This window comes from uncultured Brachyspira sp. (genome assembly GCF_934747485.1).
Taxonomy (GTDB): domain Bacteria; phylum Spirochaetota; class Brachyspiria; order Brachyspirales; family Brachyspiraceae; genus Brachyspira.
Genome location: NZ_CAKVGN010000054.1, coordinates 1 through 20,003, shown reverse-complemented (window position 1 = coordinate 20,003; position 20,003 = coordinate 1). Strand labels below are relative to the sequence as shown.

20 protein-coding genes and 1 tRNA gene are annotated in these 20,003 nt (G+C 28.0%); 10 read left to right on the top strand and 11 right to left on the bottom strand.

Annotation, left to right across the window (positions count from 1 at the left end; all coding sequences use genetic code 11):
• Nucleotides 1-19: 19 nt before the first annotated feature.
• The 3 genes from Q0H31_RS09945 (at nucleotide 20) to Q0H31_RS09935 (ending at nucleotide 3,163) form a co-directional block, all read left to right on the top strand.
• Nucleotides 20-1,381: a sialidase family protein gene (locus tag Q0H31_RS09945; protein WP_295297777.1), complete on the top strand. Its 1,362-nt coding sequence runs from the start codon at nucleotides 20-22 to the stop codon at nucleotides 1,379-1,381.
• Between the two features lie 72 nt (nucleotides 1,382-1,453).
• On the top strand, nucleotides 1,454-2,815 hold the full coding sequence (locus Q0H31_RS09940; RefSeq protein WP_295297776.1) for a sialidase family protein: 1,362 nt from the start codon (nucleotides 1,454-1,456) through the stop codon (nucleotides 2,813-2,815).
• A 69-nt stretch (nucleotides 2,816-2,884) separates the two neighbouring features.
• A complete protein-coding gene (locus Q0H31_RS09935; RefSeq protein WP_295297774.1) occupies nucleotides 2,885-3,163 on the top strand; it encodes a hypothetical protein in 279 nt (92 codons plus the stop codon).
• Between the two features lie 182 nt (nucleotides 3,164-3,345).
• On the opposite strand, the gene Q0H31_RS09930 is transcribed toward Q0H31_RS09935, so the two are convergent.
• Together Q0H31_RS09930 and Q0H31_RS09925 are read right to left on the bottom strand one after the other, a co-directional pair.
• Nucleotides 3,346-3,441, bottom strand: a complete 96-nt coding sequence (locus tag Q0H31_RS09930; protein WP_295297772.1) for a MetS family NSS transporter small subunit — start codon at nucleotides 3,439-3,441, stop codon at nucleotides 3,346-3,348.
• 15 nt (nucleotides 3,442-3,456) lie between these two features.
• Complete coding sequence (locus Q0H31_RS09925; protein WP_295297770.1) at nucleotides 3,457-4,944, bottom strand: sodium-dependent transporter; 1,488 nt, start codon at nucleotides 4,942-4,944, stop codon at nucleotides 3,457-3,459.
• A 227-nt stretch (nucleotides 4,945-5,171) separates the two neighbouring features.
• On the opposite strand from Q0H31_RS09925, the gene Q0H31_RS09920 reads away from it, so the two are divergent.
• Together Q0H31_RS09920 and Q0H31_RS09915 are read left to right on the top strand one after the other, a co-directional pair.
• Nucleotides 5,172-5,255: transfer RNA gene (locus Q0H31_RS09920), tRNA-Leu, on the top strand.
• Between the two features lie 29 nt (nucleotides 5,256-5,284).
• Nucleotides 5,285-5,641 carry a response regulator gene (locus Q0H31_RS09915; RefSeq protein ID WP_295297768.1) on the top strand — a complete coding sequence of 119 codons (357 nt, stop codon included), beginning with the start codon at nucleotides 5,285-5,287 and terminating at the stop codon, nucleotides 5,639-5,641.
• Nucleotides 5,642-5,646: 5 nt separating this feature from the next.
• Here the strand turns inward: Q0H31_RS09915 and Q0H31_RS09910 are convergent, their stop codons facing one another.
• A complete protein-coding gene (locus Q0H31_RS09910; protein ID WP_295297767.1) occupies nucleotides 5,647-7,416 on the bottom strand; it encodes an ATP-binding protein in 1,770 nt (589 codons plus the stop codon).
• Complete coding sequence (locus tag Q0H31_RS09905; RefSeq protein ID WP_295297766.1) at nucleotides 7,403-8,014, bottom strand: HAD family phosphatase; 612 nt, start codon at nucleotides 8,012-8,014, stop codon at nucleotides 7,403-7,405. The genes Q0H31_RS09910 and Q0H31_RS09905 overlap by 14 nt, the downstream gene beginning before the upstream one ends.
• Nucleotides 8,015-8,621: 607 nt before the next feature.
• Here Q0H31_RS09905 and Q0H31_RS09900 point away from each other — a divergent pair.
• Genes Q0H31_RS09900 through aroD form a run of 3 tightly spaced genes read left to right on the top strand, consistent with a single transcriptional unit; the run spans nucleotide 8,622 to nucleotide 11,681 of the window.
• A complete protein-coding gene (locus tag Q0H31_RS09900) occupies nucleotides 8,622-10,070 on the top strand; it encodes a nucleoside-diphosphate sugar epimerase/dehydratase (RefSeq protein ID WP_295297764.1) in 1,449 nt (482 codons plus the stop codon).
• Between the two features lie 7 nt (nucleotides 10,071-10,077).
• Nucleotides 10,078-10,929, top strand: coding sequence for a shikimate dehydrogenase (aroE, locus tag Q0H31_RS09895; RefSeq protein WP_295297762.1), 852 nt, complete (start codon nucleotides 10,078-10,080; stop codon nucleotides 10,927-10,929).
• 20 nt (nucleotides 10,930-10,949) lie between these two features.
• The gene (gene aroD / locus Q0H31_RS09890) at nucleotides 10,950-11,681 is read left to right on the top strand and encodes a type I 3-dehydroquinate dehydratase (protein ID WP_295297761.1); all 732 of its coding nucleotides are present in this window, start codon (nucleotides 10,950-10,952) and stop codon (nucleotides 11,679-11,681) included.
• Here aroD and Q0H31_RS09885 read toward each other — a convergent pair whose 3' ends face one another.
• The 7 genes from Q0H31_RS09885 to Q0H31_RS09855 form a co-directional block, all read right to left on the bottom strand.
• Nucleotides 11,682-11,978 (bottom strand): nucleotidyltransferase domain-containing protein, encoded by a 297-nt coding sequence (locus tag Q0H31_RS09885; RefSeq protein WP_295297759.1) that lies wholly within the window; start codon nucleotides 11,976-11,978, stop codon nucleotides 11,682-11,684.
• A complete protein-coding gene (locus tag Q0H31_RS09880; protein WP_295297757.1) occupies nucleotides 11,978-12,397 on the bottom strand; it encodes a nucleotidyltransferase substrate binding protein in 420 nt (139 codons plus the stop codon). The genes Q0H31_RS09885 and Q0H31_RS09880 overlap by 1 nt, the downstream gene beginning before the upstream one ends.
• 77 nt (nucleotides 12,398-12,474) lie before the next feature.
• Complete coding sequence (locus tag Q0H31_RS09875) at nucleotides 12,475-13,224, bottom strand: phosphate ABC transporter ATP-binding protein (RefSeq protein ID WP_295297755.1); 750 nt, start codon at nucleotides 13,222-13,224, stop codon at nucleotides 12,475-12,477.
• Entirely contained in the window at nucleotides 13,217-14,053 is an 837-nt protein-coding gene (locus Q0H31_RS09870; RefSeq protein ID WP_295297753.1) for a PstA family ABC transporter permease, read from the bottom strand. Before Q0H31_RS09870 ends, Q0H31_RS09875 begins: the two co-directional genes overlap by 8 nt.
• Nucleotides 14,050-14,979 carry a phosphate ABC transporter permease subunit PstC gene (pstC, locus tag Q0H31_RS09865; protein ID WP_295297751.1) on the bottom strand — a complete coding sequence of 310 codons (930 nt, stop codon included), beginning with the start codon at nucleotides 14,977-14,979 and terminating at the stop codon, nucleotides 14,050-14,052. The genes Q0H31_RS09870 and pstC overlap by 4 nt, the downstream gene beginning before the upstream one ends.
• Nucleotides 14,980-14,999: 20 nt before the next feature.
• Nucleotides 15,000-15,896 carry a phosphate ABC transporter substrate-binding protein gene (locus Q0H31_RS09860; RefSeq protein ID WP_295297749.1) on the bottom strand — a complete coding sequence of 299 codons (897 nt, stop codon included), beginning with the start codon at nucleotides 15,894-15,896 and terminating at the stop codon, nucleotides 15,000-15,002.
• Between the two features lie 328 nt (nucleotides 15,897-16,224).
• Nucleotides 16,225-17,580, bottom strand: coding sequence for a PhoH family protein (locus Q0H31_RS09855; protein ID WP_295297746.1), 1,356 nt, complete (start codon nucleotides 17,578-17,580; stop codon nucleotides 16,225-16,227).
• A gap of 228 nt (nucleotides 17,581-17,808) precedes the next feature.
• Here Q0H31_RS09855 and Q0H31_RS09850 point away from each other — a divergent pair, with 228 nt between their 5' ends.
• On the top strand, nucleotides 17,809-18,384 hold the full coding sequence (locus tag Q0H31_RS09850; protein ID WP_295297744.1) for a DapH/DapD/GlmU-related protein: 576 nt from the start codon (nucleotides 17,809-17,811) through the stop codon (nucleotides 18,382-18,384).
• Between the two features lie 42 nt (nucleotides 18,385-18,426).
• Complete coding sequence (locus Q0H31_RS09845; RefSeq protein ID WP_295297742.1) at nucleotides 18,427-19,521, top strand: alpha/beta hydrolase; 1,095 nt, start codon at nucleotides 18,427-18,429, stop codon at nucleotides 19,519-19,521.
• The last annotated feature ends 482 nt before the right edge of the window (nucleotides 19,522-20,003 follow it).

Below are 20,003 nucleotides of genomic sequence, written 5' to 3'. Positions count from 1 at the left end.
TTTATAGGGAGATTTTTATATGAGTAAAAAGATTATTTATTTATTATCTTTACTTATGGCTTTAAGCTTAGTGTTTGCAGGCTGTAAGAAAGCATCAACAGCCCCAACAGGAGACGGTCCTACTAAAGAAGATGAAGTTAAGCCGCCTGAGAATTTAGATGCTACAGGAGGATTGATGCCTGATTCAGCTGAATTAGATAAGTATAAGGAAAGACCTATACAGAAATCTACAGAAGTTGCTAAATATCAAAATGGAGATTATATGCGTAACCCTGTAATTACTGTAGTAGGCAACAAAACTGTAGTTGTATTTTATGAAATAAGACACCAAACAACAGGGGCAGGCAACGATGTAGCTTTAACAGGCGATAATGGCGTAAGCATAGCTTATGTACAAAGCAAAAATTCAGGAATAAGCTTCAGCACTGCTTTGGGAGATGTTAAATATGTAGGAGGAAAATCTACAGGTCCTGAAAATGCTCACGGTGCTCCTATAGTTTTTTATGATAAAATAAATAATAAAATTATAGTAGTAGCTTCAGCAGGCATAGGCTTATCAAGCGGTGTTTATAATGAAGGAACAGGTAAAGTTTCAAAATTAGCATACTCCGTAGCAGATATTAAAGATAATACTGTCGGAGATTTCGGTGCATGGAAAGACATTCAAGATCCAGGCAGTGTAGCTAAAAACGGATATACTCAGTACGGCACGCACTCAGCAAGAGGAACTGTTGCAGAGGACGGAAAAACTCTTCTTCTTCCTGTTACATTAGCTGATTATACTGTAAGCCCAAGCAAATTCGGCTATGTGCTTTACACAGGAACAGTTGGAAATAATAATGAAGTTACTTGGACAGCAACAATGAAAAGAGCAGATATGCCTAACGGCAGCGGAGTTGTAAAAGAAACCCGCATACCGAAAGGAGCTAGTGAAAATGATTATGTTTATTTAGCAGTAAGCTCTGATACAAAAAGAATAAGTCAGGGTAAAGGTCCTCAAGCTCCTAGTTCAGCTAATATACAAGGAAGCGATGGTTCTGCAGGTACTTTAGTTGTTCCGAATTGGTTCGGCGATGCATCATATGACCCTAAAAAAATAAGCGGCGGTACTAAGCAGGCTATACTTTCTCATGTTTTGGAGACTGAACAAAATTTAGCTATAAGATTAGTTGATGCTGATTTTGCAAATCAACAAGGCAAGAGTTTTCAACTCGGCGGTGCTTATACCGGAAACTCTAAATCATCTTCTATGGATGTATTAGGTGACGGTACTATAGTAATGATTGCTGAAGGCGGTAAAGTTACAGATGCTGCTACAAGACCGTTCTATATTTACTTCAGCAGATTCAGTCAGGCTTATATAGCTAATCAAACAAAATAATTGACGGATAATAGTTTAATAGAAGAAGGATGCATTTACCGTATATCCTTCTTTATTATAAGGGTTTATTTAATGATGAAAAAAATTGTAATTTTAATGATGTCTGCTTTTCTATTGCTTGGATGCGGTACAGATTTGTTTTATTCAAGTTTTCGTATAAGAAATACAGACCTACAATGGATGCTAAGCCCATCACAGCAAAGCACTCTTAATTACAAATCAACTGTTTTAGGAACAGGAGACTTTAGGTTTAACTCACCTTCTATAATTGCAACCCCTGATAACTATATATTATTTTTATATGAAAGAAGAGACAACGATTATCCTGATATTATAGGCGTAAATGGAGACTCAGCAAAGAGAACAGATGTTTATGCGGCTATTTCTAAAAATGCTAAAAATTTTATTTATCTTACACAGCTTGTAGGGGGAAGCAGTCTTAAATCTCACGGCTCTCCTATTGCCTTTGTAAATAATAAAAATAATAATTCAGAAGTTATTGTGCTTGCTGTAGGCGGAAACGGTTTTGCTAATTCACAAGACGATACGCCTTCTGTAATATCAAAATCGGTAAGCATACCTAAAACCGAATACGCAGAGTGGACTGAATGGGAAGATTTAGATACTAATATATTTAAACCTCTTTTAAAAGATAATTTTAATAGATTTTATACAAGCCCTGACAGCGGAATTACTTTACGCAACGGCACTTTAGCCTGTATTATAGATTATAAAAAGAAAGATGGAAATAAAGCAGAGGGCTTCGCTATACTTTATTCTACGGATAATGGAACTAATTGGAAAATAGGGTCAAAAACACTTTATCAAGATCATAGATTTGCAAAAATAATAGCTGAAAGAAAAGACGGTAAACTGCTTATAGCTGCCGCTGAAAACAGTACGAATGATTATAATAAACAGGCTGATTTAGCTTGGTTTTTAGCAGATTCTTTAGAGGGAAATATATCGAGCTTCAGTCCTACAGGCTTACCTCAGCATAACTGCGGAAGCACAGCAGGGGGAAAAATAAAATTGGCTGAAGGCGGATATTCTAAAGAAGCTATTATATTACTGCATTCTTCTCCTAACCGTGCAACAACAAATGTTAACAATGTTCATAATACTGTAAAAAATGCGAATGCTTTATATATAAGTTTTAATGAAGGGCAGAATTGGGAAATTGTAACAAATATATTTTACCCTCTTACACCGCATGATAGCGGAAAGTGGTATATTTACAATGATTATGATAATATGACTTCTTTTAGGCAGAGTATGAGGGTATTAAAAGACGGAACAATAGCCGCTGTATCTGAAAACGGAGACTATAAGATAGAGTCATCAGGCAGCTATAGTTATGGGTTCAAACTTGTTTACAGGAGATTTAGTTTAAATGCTATATCAGGCGGTAAATACAGATATGAAGGGTTATGATTAATAATAAAAGTTTGGTATTATAAGCTTTCTTTTTTTTATTTTAATAATACATCAAAAAAGCAAGCAATGATATTTTTAAAAAAATTTTATACTAAAAATCCTTACATAAGGAAATATACTATATTATATAAAAAAGTAAAAATTAATAAAGATTTAAGTAATCAATTTGACCCAAAAGATAATAATAATAAAGATTTGGATACAATAGCAGAGAGAGAAGAAAAGAAACAAAATATAAATGAAAAAAAGTTTATTTTTTGTGTGAAAATTTCTGGAATAATAGTGTGTTCTCTATTTTTAATAGCTGTTTTTATTATATATATGCTTCACCTAATTTTACCTTAAAATAGAAGATGCTAACTACAAATGATATATTAGAAATAAAAAGTATTGCTATAGCTGTAGCTTCTGGTATATTTTCAAGTTTAGCATCATCATATTTCTTTAATTCTAAAAAATAAAAAACACATAAAAAAGGGGGATTTTGTCGCCCCCTATTATTTTTACTTATTTCTTTTTATTTATTTTTATTTCTTTCTAGCACCTATGCTTACAAAAAAGATAAAGCCGCCCCATATCACTATAAGGCTAAGTGCCATAAATATTGCAGAATCTGTACTCATATACAATACCTCCTATTAACTATTTAAAGTTCTATCTTTAAGTTTGGCAAGTATAATACCAACTATAAAAGCCAATATAGGCATAGACCAGCCTAATATTATTAAAGCAGCTTGAGGATAGTTTCCATAAGGTTTTTGGAAATCGTTTATAAGTTTTAAAGCCAACATTATAGCTAAGAATATTGGAGTTAAAAACTTCAAACAGAAATCCCACCATAATCCAACTCTAAACTCACTAACTTTATTAATAAGCTCTTTGAAATCGCCCAATTTGTATACCCAAGCAACTAATACTATCTCTATAAGACCGCTTACTACTATATTATAATTATTAAGGAAAGCATCTACTATATCAAGTATGTTTAGTCCGCTTCCTGTAGCATAAACCATAGAAATTAAACCCTGTATTAATATAACAACAACAGCAACTTTTTTTCTGTTGAAATGGAACTTATCTATAAAAGAAGATATAACAACCTCAGCAAGTGATATAGCAGAAGTAAGTCCTGCAAAAGAAAGCACCAAGAAGAATACTAAACCAAATATTCCATTTAAGCCAGGTAAAGCATTAATAGCCTCAGGGAATACCATGAAAGCTAAACCTATACCGCCGCTTCCAGCAACCTCAGCAACTTCTTTACCTTGAGAATAAGCCATATAACCCATTATGCTAAATACAGTTAAACCAGCAAATAAACTAAAGCTAGTATCAGCAAAACCAGTCATAAATGCATTATTAGCAATATCAGAATCATCAGGCAAATAACTAGAATATGTAATCATTATACCAAAAGCAACAGACATACTATAAAATACCTGACCATAAGCAGCAATCCATACTTGAGGATTAAGCAATTTAGAGAAATCAGGCTTAAACATATAATCAAGTCCTGCTAAAGCACCAGGTAAAGTAATACCTCTAATAAGTATGATTACTACAAGTATAGCAAGCAAAGGCATAAAAATTTTATTAGCCTTTTCTATACCATCTTTAACACCGCCTATAACAGAAGCAAATATTATCACCCAAACTATAATTAAAGGAATAGCTACACTCAAATTAAAATTACCAAGAGAAAAACCGCTTTCTAATTTTAAATATTCCCCAGTAAAGAAACCAACAGTATCAGTTCCCCATTTTAATCCTTGAAGCGAAAACAATCCATAAGATAATGACCAAGCTATAATAACAGAATAATAAATAACTATAGCAAAACAAGTAAACACTTGAAGCCAGCCTAACCATTCCCATTTTGAATTGAGGAATTTTAAAGCTCCGGGTGCACTCCTATGTGTTTTATGACCAATAGAAAACTCTAATATCATGATAGGTATACCAGCAGTAAGCATAGCGATGAGGAATACTATCATAAAAGCTCCTCCGCCATTAGATGCTACCATATATGGAAAACGCCATATATTTCCCAAACCAACAGCAGAACCTATAGCAGCTAATATAAATCCTGCACGAGTACCCCACTGCCCTCTGTGTTGATGACTCATAATCGACTCCTTTAATCTTTTTTAATATAAAATTTATTATAATAAACAATTTTTTTATAAATAGCAATACTTGTTGTAGAATTTTTTTAAATATTCAACTCATATAAAAAATATAATATTGTGTTGTTTATCACATTAATATCCACATGCAAACATGTATATTTATTTATGTAAAAAATATGCTTGATTTTTATATAATTATATACTATAATATAGCTGTTTTTTAAGCCGAGATGGTGAAATTGGTAGACACGTCAGACTCAAAATCTGATTGGGGCGACTCAGTGAGGGTTCGATTCCCTCTCTCGGTAAATATAATACTTAATTCTTTGGATTATTTATGAAAGAAAATACTGTTATATTAGTAGATGATGATGGTATTACCCTAAATAAAATCAAAGCCCTGCTTGAAAGTTCATCAATAAAAGTCTTAACTGCAGAAAACTTGTATGAACTTATGAGCAAAATATACAAATATAATATAGAAATACTAATATTTAATCCTAATTTAGTATGGATTAATGTTATAGAATTTATTACAGAATTAAAAAAAGCAAATAACCAATTAAACTTTCAAATATTTTTCATATCAGAAAACATAGACGAAGATTTAAAAGAAGAAGCGAAAAAACTTGATATAAAATATATTGATAATAGTTCTAATATAAACAAAATAATGCAATATTTTAACAATTAATAGGTTTAATTTTTAAATCTAACAAAAAATGTGGTACCCTCGCCTATTATTGAATCTACATCTATCATACCATTATGTTCGTTAATAATCTTTTCCACTATAGAAAGACCTATACCTGTACCTTTATCTTTAGAAGTAAAATATGGCTCAAAAATCCTTCTCAAATCATTTTCATTTATACCATTACCTGTATCTGTAATACTAACAGTAAAAAACTCCTGACTATCCAAAACTTCATGATAGCTGGATAAATATATTAAAGATTCTTTATTATTATTATCCATAGCCTCTATAGCATTCTTTATCAAATTTCTAAAAGCAATTATAAGTTTCTCTCTATCCATGTTAATAAAACAATCCATTTTAGAAAATGATGTTTGAAATTTAACATTAGGAGTATTTTTAAAAGATTCAAAAACTTCTGCAAGTACATTATTAATAGACTCTTTTTCATTAGAAAGTTTTATATTAAAAGAAAACTCTGAAAAAGATTTCACTAAAGATAGAATGCTGTTAGAATTTTTAATAATTATATTAATGGATTTTTTTATCTTATCCAAATCATTATCAGACATCTCATTTTTTAATCTCTTCTCTATTAATTCTGCATTCATCATAATAGGCATAAGAGGATTTTTTATTTCATGTGCCACTTTAATAGCAGCTTCTTTCCAAGTTTCTAATGATACTCTTATTTTTTCTTTATCTCTATGATATTTTAAAGCCCTCGCCATAACATTGAATCTATAAATCAGATTTCTAAGGTCATGAACTCCAGAAAATTTCATTTCAACATCAAAATCTGAATTAATAATAGAATTTGTAGCATTAAGAAGCAAACTTATAGGTCTTGTTATAAAACTAGAAAATATTATACCAAAAATAATAGATATAAATGTAGATATCCCTAATATAAATATATATAAAAGTTTTAAAACTATTGAAAACTCTCCTGTAAACATATTAATTGAATTATATATTCTAAAAGCCTTCAAAGCATTATTCCTAACATTAATATAATTACTAGGCATGCTGTCAAAAATAATAGCATAATGATTTACATCTCTAAGCGGAACTATAGCATTAATATAAAAGAGTCCATTATATTCGCTATTAGCAAATGTGATTTTATCCAAAGAAAATCTATAATTAATATCAAGAGGTACATAATTTTGAGAATTAAATAAAATTGTACTGTAGCCATAATATGAATTAGAAACAAAAATTATATTGGTAAAAATATTATCTCTATATATTATATTACTTATTTTTGAAGTATCAGATAAATCTATATTATTTAAATAATTGGCATATGAATTGGATATACTATTTAATATACTATTTTGTTTATTAACTATTTCATCATTAGAAACTTCTATTATATATGATAAAGAATCATTAATACTATTATCGGTAAATAGATTCAAGTTAGATTCTATTATATAATAAGACATTTTACTAACAACTAAACTTGTGATAACTGTCATAAAAGTCATTATTGATACTATAGCAAGTTTAAGATGAGAGCCTTCTTTTTTTTTTAAAGCCTCTAATACAAATTTAACAATAGTAACTACACCAACTATAATACTTGATGAAGGCAAAAAAAGAGTAAAGAACATATATATTAAGTCGCTCGTATTAGGCTCATATACGAAACTGCTTATATATATAGAAGCAATTAAATCTAATAATATAAATATAGAGACTATTAATAAATATAAACCGCCATAACGATTTTTAATTTTTATAAAGAAATCTTTAATTATTTTCATAATACTCTATATTTTTTAATTCCAAAGATAAATCATCTATATTTTTTAAATGTATTGATTTTATACCAATTTTTTGAGCGGCAGCAACATTATCCAAATTATCATCTATAAACAAACATTCTTTTGCATTTAGTTTATACTTTTTTAATAATAATTCATATATAGCTCTGCTTGGCTTAATAATCCTTACATCTGCAGAAATTATACCGCCTAAACAAGCTGTATCAAAAAAGTCAGTTTTTTTTCTTATTACATTAAAAGTTTCTATTGGCATATTAGATAAATAATATATATTATAACCTTTCAATTTATACTCTTTTAATATTTCTATATTATGATGTATAGATAATACATCTCCTAAATAAGAATCAAATATTTGTTTTAAAATAAATTTATATTTAGGACAAGCAGATAAAAAATAATTTTTAGCATCATTAAAAGATAAATCTCCTTTATCCATTAAACTCCAATTTTTATCTCCTACAGTCTTATTTAAAAACTCATCTACATCTACATTATCACTATGTTTATGAAGATAAGAAGCAACATCAAATTTAAATAAAACATTTCCTATATCTGATATAATATTTTTTATCATTTTTAGTCCTTTAATATAATATATTCATTATATTTTTATACTTCTATTTGTCAAGTTTTCTAACAATTTAAATTGAAATATTTTACAAACAATCAAATGAAGCATAAACACTACGCACGTTAAATCAACAAAAAATATAAACTAAATTAAAATACAACTTATATTATAAATAAAAAATTACTCACCGTGCGGTAAATATATAACACTTTCTAATAAAAACTGGGCGGGCAGTGCTTCTACTAATGAAACAAAAAAATAATAACTATTATATTTTTTATCTAAACAATAAGCATAAGGGGTGGGATTTGTAATTAGTTTTACAATTTAAATTACAATCCCCACCCTCAAGTCTTTTTGTACTTACTGTTATTTTTGATTTATTTTTATTTTTTATTTTACACTCAAATATTAGCACCCACCCAAGATTTTTTTAAATTTGTTTGCTTATACAACGCACGCTAAATCAATAAAAAATATAAACTAAATTAAAATACAACTTATATCATAAATAAAAAATTACTCACCGTGCGGTAAATAAATTTTAAAACTTGTATAATAAAAAATTTATACTATAATGAATTATTAAAAAATAATTTTGGGACTTATAATGAATAAAAAAAATATTGTTATCATTGGGGCTGGAAATGCAGGAGAAACCCTTGCTTATGAAATATTAACTTCTGATGATAGTAATGAATATAATATACTTTGCTTTTTAGATGATGATGAAAATAAAAAAGAAATTAATATTGATAATTGCATTATAAAAGTTGAAGGCAAAGTCAAAGATATAGAAAAAATTATAAATAAATATAAAAATGATAATATAGAAATAGAAGAAATTATTATAGCAATACCTACACTTAAACAAAAAGAACTACTTGAAATACTAGATATAATATACCCTACATCAATAAAATATAAAATACTTCCAGGATTTTTTGAAATAATAAAAGGAAATGCCTCTATTAAAGACATTAGAAACATTGAGCCATCAGATTTACTTGGAAGAGAAGAGATTGGTTTTGATGAAAAAGAGATATCTGATTATTATAAAGATAAAACAATATTAGTTACAGGCGGAGGAGGCTCTATCGGCAGTGAGCTTGTAAGACAATTAGTAACTCTTCCTGTAAAAAAAGTAATGGCTTTAGATAACTCTGAAAGTGCTATACATAGTCTTATAATGTCTTTGAATGATAGAAAAAATGAAAAAAACAAACACAAGTTTAAATATATTATATCTAATGTTAGAGATTATGTAAAAGTAGATAAAATATTAAAGCAAGAAAATCCAGATATAATATTTCATGCTGCAGCACATAAGCATTTGCCGTTTATGGAAGAATACCCAGAAGAAGCAATTAAAAATAATATATTAGCAACAGAGAATATAGCTACATTGGCAATTAAAAACAATATTAAAAACTTTATATTTATATCAACAGACAAAGCAGTACGTCCAACATCACTTATGGGGGCAAGCAAAAGAATATGCGAAAGAATGATAATGTCCCTCTCGCATGAACAAAATAATACTAAATTTAAAATAACAAGATTCGGCAATGTATTAGGAAGCAGCGGAAGCGTAATACCAGTTTTTGAAAGACAGATTAGAGAAGGAAAACCTCTAACAGTTACGCACCCTGAAATGGTTAGGTTTTTTATGTCAATAAGAGAGGCAGCAAGATTAGTAATAAAGGCTTGTACGCTTAATGACGGAGTTATATTTACTTTGGATATGGGTAAACCTGTAAAGATATTAGATTTAGCAAAAAATATGCTTAAAATGTACGGGCTTACTGAGAAAGATATTCCTATTATTTTTACAGGTATAAGAGAAGGTGAAAAATTATACGAAGAGATTCTAATGGACGATGAAACTCTAATACCATCACAATACAAAAAATTATTTATAGCAAAAGACCCGGTACAATGTTTAACTCCAGAAGAACGCAAAATAATGATTGATGCATTCGATATAGCCTCACTCGATGCCGATAAAGATACAATAAAACTGCTGATGAAAAGATATATAGAAGAATACACAGGATAATTTTAAAATGAATATAACAGCAAAGACAACATTAACTGCCCTTTTTGCTTCACCTTGCAAACATAGTTTATCGCCAATAATGCATAATAAATCTTTTGAAAAACTATCATTAGATTATGTGTATTTAGCTTTTGAAGTAGATAAAAATAATTTAAAAGAAGCTGTAGCATCTATAAAAACTCTTAATATGAGAGGCGTTAATTTATCTATGCCGAATAAAAAAGAAGTTATACAGTATTTAGATAATATTTCAGAATCTGCAAGTCTATCTCAAAGCGTAAATACTATAGTTAATGATAATGGAGTTTTAACAGGACACTCTACAGATGGAAAAGGTTTTATAAAATCTATCGAAGAAGAAAATATTAATATAAAAGACAGCAATCTTACAATACTCGGTATTGGAGGGGCTGCTATTTCTATAATCACAGAGTTTGCTCTTTATGGCGTAAAAGAAATATCTGTTTTTAAAAGAGATAATAATTGGACTGAGCAAAAAAAGATAATAGACAATATTCAAGATAAAACTAATTGCAAAATAGAGCTTTATACTTTGGATAATAAAAAAGAATTAAAAAAACAAATAGATGGCAGCAAATTATTAATTAATGCCACAAGTGTTGGTATGAAAGATGATGCTTCAATTATAGAAGATAAAACATTTTTTAGAGATGATTTAATTGTTGCCGATTGTATATATAGCCCTGCAAAAACAAAATTGTTACAAATAGCAGAAAAAGAAAATTGCAAAATAATTAATGGAATGGGTATGCTTTTATATCAGGGGGCATTAGCTTTTGAGATATGGACTTCTAAAAAGATGCCTGTAGATTATATAAAAAATATTATATTTAATTAAAAACTATTAACGGAGTTATTATGATTAAAGTAAAAAATGTTAATATTGGCGATGGCGTTCCTAAAATATGTATTCCTGTTATAGAAAAACATAAAAAAGATGTTTTAAAATATATAAAAGAAATAGATAAACTTCCTATAGATTTAATAGAATGGCGTGCTGATTTTTATGAAGACAGTGACAACAATATAGAAGAGATTTCTAAAGAGATAAAAAAATGCACAACTAAACCTATAATATTTACTTTAAGAAGTGTTAAAGAAGGCGGAAATCTAAATATAAAATCTAATACCTATGAGAGTATGATTAATATTTATAAAACCATAATAGATAAAAAATTATTTTCTATTATAGATATAGAATTATTAACACTAAAAGAAAATGATATAAAAGAATTAATAAAATTATCAAAAAAAGAAAATATCAAAACAATTCTTTCTAATCATGATTTTAATAAAACTCCAAACAAAATTGAAATAATTCATAGAATAAAAAAAATGATAAGATTAAAAGCTGATATAGCAAAAGTAGCCTATACTCCAAAGAAGCAAAAAGATGTATTAACAATACTAGAACTTCATAATGAAATAAACAATATACCTCTCATATCAATATCAATGGGAGAAGAAGGCGTTATAACAAGATTATTTTATTCTGCAATTACATTTGCTTCTGCCAAAAGAGCATCAGCACCCGGACAAATAGAAGCAACAAAATTAAAATATATGATAGACAGTATTTATAAAAATTAATTAATTTTTTTTATTATAAATAACTTTGCCGTATTTGTTTATATCGTTTATTAATTCTTGATTAGTAATATTATTATAATCCACAACATCAAATTTTAAAAGCGTTGGTATATTTTCAAACTCTTCTTTTAATCTCTCACAAAATAAAAAATCAAACTCTCCTATTACAGCCAAATCTATATCAGAATTGTATTTTTCTTTATCTACTGCTCTTGAACCGAACAACATAACTTTCTCTATATTTTTATACTTAGCACAAATATTTCTAATTTCTTTTAATATTTTTTCATCAAGCATTAAGAGTTTATCCTCTCCAAAAAGAAATTATATAATTCATATAATACTTTTAAATAATCATTTTCTATTCTTTTAAAAATCTCTTCAAACTTAACAAAATCATAAGTATGAGAAAGTAAATTACGGCTTAACATCATATCTATAAATATATCTTGATTTTTAATAATTTTTGCTGAATAAGCTTCTTTAAAAATATTTCTTGGTGATATATCTATATTGTTTAAACTTCCATTATATTCCAAATAATCTTTTAGAGTTTTCCAAGCTAATTCATAAGTATATTCAAATCTCTGAACAACCCCTTCTTTTTCTAATAATGATAATTCTTCTATTTTTTTATCTTCAAAAACACTTTTTAACAAATTAAAAGCTTTCTCAAAATGGTTAAATCTCTGTTTCCAACGAATATTTTCTTCCATAAATATTTTCCAACAATTTTTAATTGAATTATATAATTTAGATAATATTTATCAAGGTTTAATTTTTTTTTTATTTTTTAATTATCCATAAGTTTTATATAATTTTGTATTATAGTGTTTTCATTATTATTAAAAATTTCATTAATCTTACCGCTTGATAAAATTTTACCATCATACATAAATACCCCATTATCTGATATTCTTCTAGCCTGTGCTATATTATGAGTTACTATTATAATTGTGTATTTTTCTTTTAAGCTCAATAATGTGTCTTCTATTTTATTTGAATTAATAATATCTAAAGAAGAACAAGGCTCATCAAGAAGAAGTATATCAGGCTCCACACTTAAACTTCTTGCAATGCAAAGTCTTTGTTTTTGTCCGCCGCTTAATTTTAAAGCTGAAGTATTTAATTTATCTTTTACTTCATCATAAAGACTTGTAAGTTTTAATATATATTCTACTTTTTCTTCTATTTGTTTTTTATTAAATCCATAATATTTTAAAGCATAACTTATATTTTTATAAATTGTCATAGGAAAAGGAATTGGAGTTTGAAATACTATGCCTATATTTTTTCTCAATGTTTCTATTGGTATATCATTAGTATTTATATTATTAAAATAAATATTGCCTTCTACAACAGCATCATTCTCTTCAAGTATTATTTTATTTATAGTTTTTAACAATGTGCTTTTACCGCATCCGCTTGGCCCTATTATGGAAGTAATTTTATTTTTTTCAAAATCTATATTTATATTATCAAGTATCTTTTTATCTCCATAATACATAGAAATATTTTTTAATTGTAAAATAGAATTATTCATGTTTTATACCCGATTTAGTAATTTTTAAAAATCTTAAAAATACTGCAAAAAAGTTTAATATTAAAACAATAAAAAGAAGTACAAAAGCAGTAGCATAAGCATTTAATTCAGATATCCCCTGAGTGAGAAGTATATATAAATGATAAGGAAGCACCATAGAAGGTTTAAATATTGATGTAGTTAAAGGAGCATTAATAACAGCACCAGTAAATATTAAAGGAGCTGCAGCCCCTATAGCCAAAGAGCTGGCAAGCATCACTATAGATAAAGCCTTTATTCCTATTTCTTTTAATACTATATGAATTATTGTATATGATTTACTTATACCCAAAGCATAAGAACTATTTATAATATCAGTATTCAATTCTTTTAATACCTTCTTTATTCTTATTGATATAAAAGGAAGAATCATAATAGATTGAGTTATTGCCATAGATAATATTGATTTTCCAAACCCTAAATATAATACAAGCATTGCATATCCGAATAATCCTAACACAACAGAAGGTATTCCCGCTATACATTGAAAAACTATATCAAAACAAGAATTAATATATTTATTTTTATTATAAAACACCAAATATATACCTGCCGATATTCCAAACATAGATGATATAATAGCTGATATCATAGATGTATATAAACTTCCAACTATTGCTGGAAATATTCCGCCTTCTTTGCCAAGTATAATGCCTTCGGGTTTACCCAATAAAAAATCAAAGCTTAAAGCATTTCTTCCTTTATAAAATATAAAAACAAATATGAATGCTGTTATAAAAATAATTACAGCAAAACTTATAAAAGACCATATTCTAATTAAATTTCTCATAATTCCAATTTGAGTAAATATCTCTTCAAAAAATGCACAGACACATTTATAATAGATAAAGTTAGCATTAGTATAGCACCGCTTGCAAATAAAGCACTATAATGCAAACTTTTAACTTCAGCCATTCCTATCTCCAAAGCAATTAAAGACGCTATAGTTTCACCCTTTCCTAATAATTTAGGCAAAACTAAAGAATTACCTATCACCATCATAACTGCCATAGTCTCACCTAATGCCCTAGATATAGCAAGTATAAATCCAATAAAAATAGCATTCTTTGAATTTGGTAAAATAAGAGATGATACCATATACCATTTATCTATACCAAGTGAAAGTGATGCATTATTATAACCTTTTTTTAACATCATCATACTTTCTGTAACAGTAGATATTATAAAAGGAAGTATTATAAAAGAAAGAAGCAAACTTGCTGCTAAAACAGACTCACCTGCAGACATATTGAGTATTGGTATATGTTCAAAAAATTTTACTATTATTACCAATCCTATAAAACCATATATCACAGAAGGAACAGCAACTATTAAATCCATTAAAGAAAGAGAGAAAGAACGTACAAAATCATTTGCGGCAAATACTAAAAATATACTAAACCCTATACCTATAAATAAACTTATAAATGTAGAAAACATGGCAGTATATATTGTAGAGAGTATAATATAAAAAATGCCATAACTCTCTGAAACTCCAAAAGCTAATGGACGCCATACTTTGCCGAATACAAAATTATATATACCTATATGTTTTAATATTGGAATACTCTCTTTTATTATAAAAAATATAATGAATGCCAATACAATAATACATAAAAAAGATAGTATTGTTATAATCAAAGAAAAAAGTTTTTCTTTTAAATCATTAAGATTAGATTTATTATTTTTTTTAATAATATCAGAATATTCCAACATCAAAACTACTTACTAATTTATTATTCAACAGGAATATATCCATTTTCTTCTACTATTTGTTTTCCTACATCACTGAATACATAATCTACAAATGCACTTTCATTTTTAGAAAGCTCTGAGTTTTTAATAAACATCAGTGGTCTTTGTATTTTGTATTGTCCATTTAAAATATTTTCTTTAGTAGGCTCTACTCCATCAACTTTAAAAGCAAACAAATTATCTTTATTTTGATTATAAACTCCATAAGAAGCATAACCTATAGCATTTTCATTTTCTACTATTTTTGTTCCCAAAGCTCCCATTGAAGGAGATTGTATAGCATTAGGCGATATTTGTGTTTCACCCATTATAGATTCTTGGAAAACCTCATAAGCTCCGCCGCTTAAATCTCTTATTATTACAACTATTTCTTTTTGAGGTAAAGAAGAATCTACATCGCTCCAATATTTGTATTCACCAGAGAATATTTTTCTAATAGTATCAGAATCCAAATTATCTTTAATTTTTACTATTGGATTTTTAGCATTAACTGATACTGTTAAAGCATCAGAAGCAACTAAAAACTCTTTATAATTTGTCATCTGTGCTTTTTCATTATCTCTTATTTTTCTTGCAAGCATACCAAAATTTGCTGTATTATCTAATATACTTTTTACTCCTGCACCAGAGCCTGCTGATGATACATATATAGATATTTTTTCATTAGGTAAATCAGAAGATACTTTATCCCAAGTAACATATTCTTCCATAAATTTATTTCCAATAGATGCCATTACTGGTGCTAATGAAGATGAACCATCAAATGATATTTCTGCTTTAAAATCATACATCTGAGTATTTGAAGCATTATCTGTTTTATTTGAATTACAGCTGAAAAGTACAGCTATAATTGATAGAAAAAGTATAATTTTTTTCATAGTACTATCCTTTAATATTTTATAATTGATATGTAATTTAACATGTACAAATATAAAGTCAATGAATTAATATAGAATTATTTCAAGTTACATTATCAACCGCACGCTAAGTAAAGTTATAAATATAAGTCAATAAAAATATCAATTTTAATTATAAATAAAATTCTGCTCACCGTGCGTTAAATAAATTTTTTAAGTTAATAAAAATTTGGGTGGGAATGCTTTTTTAATTAATCAAAAAATTTTATATAAATTTTATTTTAAGTAAAAAATAAAAAAGCATAAAGGGCGGAATTCACTCTTTATGCTTTACTATTATTTAATAATTTTACAATACATTCGCAGCAAGCTCTGCAAGTTTTGAACGCTCTCCTTTCTCAAGTGTTACAGTGCCGCTTAAAACTTCTCCCTTTGTTCTGTCTATTAAATAAGTAAGTCCATTGTTTCTTTCATCTAAATAAGGAGTATCTATCTGGTGAATATCCCCTGTGAATACTATTTTTGTGCCTTCGCCTGCTCTTGTTATAATAGTTTTTATTTCATGAGGAGTTAAGTTCTGTGCTTCATCTACTATAAAATATATTCTATTTAAGCTTCTTCCTCTAATATATGCTAAAGGAGAAATTACTATCTTTTCATTTTCAAGCATTTTTTTAATGTTCTTACTTTCATCGCTGTCATCAGAGTGAATATGCTGTATAACTGAAAGGTTATCAAATAAAGGCTGCATATAAGGGTCTAATTTACTATTAACGTCCCCCGGCAAAAAACCTAAATCTTTATTAGAAAGAGCAACAATCGGACGAGCTAAAAGTATTTGCCTATACTCTCTCCTTTTTTCTAAAGCGGCAGCAAGAGCTAAAAGCGTTTTACCAGTACCCGCTTTACCCATTATTGTAACTAAAGGTATATTATTATCAAGCAAAACGTCCAAAGCCATAGACTGCTCTTCATTTCTTGGGCTTATACCATAAGCATTAATATTACTATCAACATAAACTATAGTATTAGTATCATCTTTATATTTACCTATTACAGCATCATCTTCTTCATTTACTCTGTAGCAAAAATATGTATTAGGATAAATTGAATGCTCTTCTTTAACTCCTATCTCTTTACTCTCTTGAAGCTCTTTTATATAAACGCGTGCATTGTCTCCAGATATACTTTCTATACCTGTAAATAATGAAGATAATTTATCTATTTTATCAGTATTATAATCCTGAGTATCTATACCTAAGCTTCTTGCCTTCATTCTCATATTAATATCTTTTGTAATGAGAACTACCCTATAATTTTCAGACTTCAAATTATAAGCACAAGATAGTATCTTATGGTCTGGTATGTTTCCTGCAAATATCTTTTTAAAATATTCTTTCTCTTCATTATTAACATCAACAAACACCTTACTTTTATTATCAAGCAAAGCACCCTTTTTGAATATGTCTTTCACCCCTTCAGTTTTTTCATTTTTTTCAACTATAGCATCGAGCTCCCTTATAAACTCTCTCGCATTAAAATTAATTGTATCGCTTCCTTTTTTAAACTTATCAACCTCTTCCAAAACCGTAATAGGTATAACAATATTAGTTTCTTCAAAAGAGAATATTGATTTAAAATCATGCAGTATAACATTTGTATCAAAAACGAATACTTTTTTATTAGGTATAAAATTTTCTATCATCGCAAATCCTTATTTTTAAGATAATTTATTATAATTGAATATAATAAACGCTATATAATAAGTATTATACAAAAGAGATAAAAAATCAAATTCATTATAGTAAATGAATATTAAAGTTTAATATAAATACTATACCTTTTAGGCATATAAAGATATAACACATAAATATTTGATATAATGCATTTTCTTTGTAAAATACAAATAGTTAATAAAAATAAGGAATAATAAATGAATATCGAAGAGTTTATAAAATACTGCAAAGACGGAAACCCTGTATCAAGCATTGATAAAGAGCTTTCACCATTTTTGCATGAATGTGCACAAAATGCAATAAAAATATGTATGGAAATTAATAATGGCTATCACACTCCAGAAGAAGTAAGAAAACTATTTGAAAAGCTAACAGGCGAAAATATAGATGAAAGCTTTACATGTTTCCCGCCATTTTACAGCGACTTTGGAAGAAACATTAAAATTGGAAAGAATGTATTTTTTAACTGCGGCTGCTCATTTCAAGACAGAGGCGGAATAATTATAGGAGACAATATGTTTCTTGGAATGAATGTTACTATATCAACCTTAAATCATGGTTTTGATTTAGAGCATAGAAGCACAACATATCCATCAAAAGTGGTGATAGGAAATAATGTTTGGATAGGCTCTGGAGCTAATATACTTGGAGGTGTAACTATAGGTGATAACTCAATAATAGCTGCTGGTGCTTTAGTCAATAAAGATGTGCCTTCTAATGTGATAGTTGTCGGAGTGCCTGCTAAAGTTATAAAAACATTAGAAATACATTAGAGTTTAGAAATATATTAAATACTCAATATAAGGAAATTTATAATGAAAAAAATAATATTATCAATATCTTTACTTCTAATTTTTTTAGTGTCTTGTAATCAATCACAAAACAATCAAAATAATCAATCTAAAGGAGGAGATGAAATGGATACAAGAGTTTTTAAAATTTACACAAACATAGAAATGAAAAAAGTAAGATTTAAAAATCGTTATGGAATAGAGATAGCAGGGGATTTATATTTACCAGAAAATTATACTAATCAAAAAAATCCTGCTATAGTTGTATCTGGACCATTTGGGGCAGTTAAAGAACAGGCTTCAGGATTATATGCACAAGAGATGGCTACTTATGGCTTTGTTGCTTTAGCATTTGACCCATCTTTTACAGGTGAGAGCGGAGGCGATGTAAGAAATACTTCTTCACCTGATATATTCACTGAAGATTATAGTGCTGCTGTAGATTATTTAGGCTTACTTGATTATGTAGACAGAAACCGCATTGGTGCTATAGGTATTTGTGGACTTTCTGGTATGGCTATTACTGCTGCAGGAACTGATACCAGAATAAAAGCTGTTGCAACTCTTTCAATGTACGATATGTCAAGAGATATGAGCAGAGGTCATCAAGATTATTATACACCTGAGCAAAGAAGAAAAATAAGGGAGTATCTAAGCGAACAGCGTTGGAAAGATGCTGAAAGCAAAACTTATGCTTTAGGAAATCATGAACCTACTTTTGATACAAATAATAATATACAAGCTTCTGCAATGGTTGTGCCAGAGGAGCTTCCAGAAAATGCTGACCCTGTATTTGCTGCATTCTATAATTATTATGCTAAAAGAGCTTATCATCCTCGTGCTATAAATTTTGTTACATCTTGGACTGCAACAATGCCTATATCATTTTGGAATTTCACTTTGATGGCTAATATTAAAGATGTTTCACCTACTCCTATACTTTTGGTAGCAGGTGATAAAGCTCATTCAAGATACTACTCTGAAGATGTTTATAAAGAAGCGTTAGAGCCAAAAGAACTTTTAATAATAGAAGATGCTGACCATGTTGATTTATATGACAATATGGAGAAAATTCCTTTTGAAAAATTATCACAATTCTTCAAAGACAATTTAAAATAATTTTCAATATTATTTAAAAAATAAAATTTCACCCAAGTATTATTTATTAATGCTTGGGTAATTTTTTTAACGCACGCTAAACATACACTTATTTATAATAAAAGTTATAATTATTGATTCATCTATTTTTATAATTTTACTCACCGTGCGGTATTATAATTCTAAACTTAAATAAAGCTTGGGCGGGCACTATATTAACAGTTTCGACTCTTAAAGAACTAAAAAATAAAATTAACTATTTAAACAAGAAAGCATAAAGGGCGGGCGAACGTAGATAAAGTAAAAAAATTTTATTCTCTCTCCCCACCCTCAAGGTTTTATAATTTTATTTGGCATTAAAAATTGTTTTATATTTTTTGTTTTAATTAGAATTTATTAGCACCCACCCAAGATTTTTTTAAATTTGTGCACAGGAGCCAGACATATTGCAGTTAGGAATTCCTTAATTTCTTAAAGTATAGCATAGGTGTATCATAATTTAA

Excerpts from the sequence above, each read along its gene's own strand:
- Q0H31_RS09945 (WP_295297777.1), top strand. The coding sequence starts at position 20 with ATGAGTAAAAAGATTATTTATTTATTATCTTTACTTATGGCTTTAAGC.
- Q0H31_RS09940 (WP_295297776.1), top strand. The coding sequence starts at position 1,454 with ATGATGAAAAAAATTGTAATTTTAATGATGTCTGCTTTTCTATTGCTT.
- Q0H31_RS09935 (WP_295297774.1), top strand. The coding sequence starts at position 2,885 with ATGATATTTTTAAAAAAATTTTATACTAAAAATCCTTACATAAGGAAA.
- Q0H31_RS09930 (WP_295297772.1), bottom strand. The coding sequence starts at position 3,441 with ATGAGTACAGATTCTGCAATATTTATGGCACTTAGCCTTATAGTGATA.
- Q0H31_RS09925 (WP_295297770.1), bottom strand. The coding sequence starts at position 4,944 with ATGAGTCATCAACACAGAGGGCAGTGGGGTACTCGTGCAGGATTTATA.
- Q0H31_RS09915 (WP_295297768.1), top strand. The coding sequence starts at position 5,285 with ATGAAAGAAAATACTGTTATATTAGTAGATGATGATGGTATTACCCTA.
- Q0H31_RS09910 (WP_295297767.1), bottom strand. The coding sequence starts at position 7,416 with ATGAAAATAATTAAAGATTTCTTTATAAAAATTAAAAATCGTTATGGC.
- Q0H31_RS09905 (WP_295297766.1), bottom strand. The coding sequence starts at position 8,014 with ATGATAAAAAATATTATATCAGATATAGGAAATGTTTTATTTAAATTT.
- Q0H31_RS09900 (WP_295297764.1), top strand. The coding sequence starts at position 8,622 with ATGAATAAAAAAAATATTGTTATCATTGGGGCTGGAAATGCAGGAGAA.
- aroE (WP_295297762.1), top strand. The coding sequence starts at position 10,078 with ATGAATATAACAGCAAAGACAACATTAACTGCCCTTTTTGCTTCACCT.
- aroD (WP_295297761.1), top strand. The coding sequence starts at position 10,950 with ATGATTAAAGTAAAAAATGTTAATATTGGCGATGGCGTTCCTAAAATA.
- Q0H31_RS09885 (WP_295297759.1), bottom strand. The coding sequence starts at position 11,978 with ATGCTTGATGAAAAAATATTAAAAGAAATTAGAAATATTTGTGCTAAG.
- Q0H31_RS09880 (WP_295297757.1), bottom strand. The coding sequence starts at position 12,397 with ATGGAAGAAAATATTCGTTGGAAACAGAGATTTAACCATTTTGAGAAA.
- Q0H31_RS09875 (WP_295297755.1), bottom strand. The coding sequence starts at position 13,224 with ATGAATAATTCTATTTTACAATTAAAAAATATTTCTATGTATTATGGA.
- Q0H31_RS09870 (WP_295297753.1), bottom strand. The coding sequence starts at position 14,053 with ATGAGAAATTTAATTAGAATATGGTCTTTTATAAGTTTTGCTGTAATT.
- pstC (WP_295297751.1), bottom strand. The coding sequence starts at position 14,979 with ATGTTGGAATATTCTGATATTATTAAAAAAAATAATAAATCTAATCTT.
- Q0H31_RS09860 (WP_295297749.1), bottom strand. The coding sequence starts at position 15,896 with ATGAAAAAAATTATACTTTTTCTATCAATTATAGCTGTACTTTTCAGC.
- Q0H31_RS09855 (WP_295297746.1), bottom strand. The coding sequence starts at position 17,580 with ATGATAGAAAATTTTATACCTAATAAAAAAGTATTCGTTTTTGATACA.
- Q0H31_RS09850 (WP_295297744.1), top strand. The coding sequence starts at position 17,809 with ATGAATATCGAAGAGTTTATAAAATACTGCAAAGACGGAAACCCTGTA.
- Q0H31_RS09845 (WP_295297742.1), top strand. The coding sequence starts at position 18,427 with ATGAAAAAAATAATATTATCAATATCTTTACTTCTAATTTTTTTAGTG.